Below are 609 nucleotides of genomic sequence, written 5' to 3' on the forward strand. Positions count from 1 at the left end.
ATAGTCGCCGAACTTGGTTCCCAGAGCCTCAGCCCCGGCCGCCTGCATTACCCTGAAATCAGCGGCAGTAAGCCTGGTAAGGCCCGTTGAAACCACAATAGCACGGTAGGCCGATGTACTTGCCACAGCCGTGAAATAATACCTGAAATAAGTCCACGACGGAACAACAACCTGGTTTGACCAGGTTACCACGAAGGTGCTTAACTCAATATTTCCAGCTTTAAAATCCTCCGAGTCAATCAATTTTAATTTCACTGCAATTTTCGAAGTCGAAAGCTCCGGCGCATTCCGGAGCTTTACAGAAAGCTTACCGGTAAATTCGCCAGCCTTTACTACACCGCCAATAATCTCAAACTGGTCGTCCCTTGCTGTTGTTAAAGAGTCCTTTACTACTTCCGCAGAAAAATGTCTGTCGTAATCCACTGTATCGCCCAAGATCCTTACATCCACTTCCTGAACATATTCGTTTTCAGGATTGCTCATAAAAGAATACTCTGTCGTCTGCCCTACAAAATTGACTGCAGGCTTCGCTTGAAACGACATAATATCTTCCTTCTTGCAGGAAGACAAAAACAATACACCTAAGAAAAGATAAAAGAAATACGCTGT

The 609-nt window shown here is 44.8% G+C and carries 1 protein-coding gene; it reads right to left on the reverse strand.

The window, feature by feature from the left end; genetic code table 11:
- The coding region (locus ACNOHI_RS25155; protein ID WP_420477460.1) for a DUF4843 domain-containing protein at window positions 1-543 on the reverse strand (543 nt) is incomplete at its 3' end.
- Window positions 544-609: the final 66 nt, after the last annotated feature.

Source organism: Noviherbaspirillum sp. ST9 (assembly GCF_048799745.1).
Lineage (GTDB): Bacteria > Pseudomonadota > Gammaproteobacteria > Burkholderiales > Burkholderiaceae_D > Noviherbaspirillum.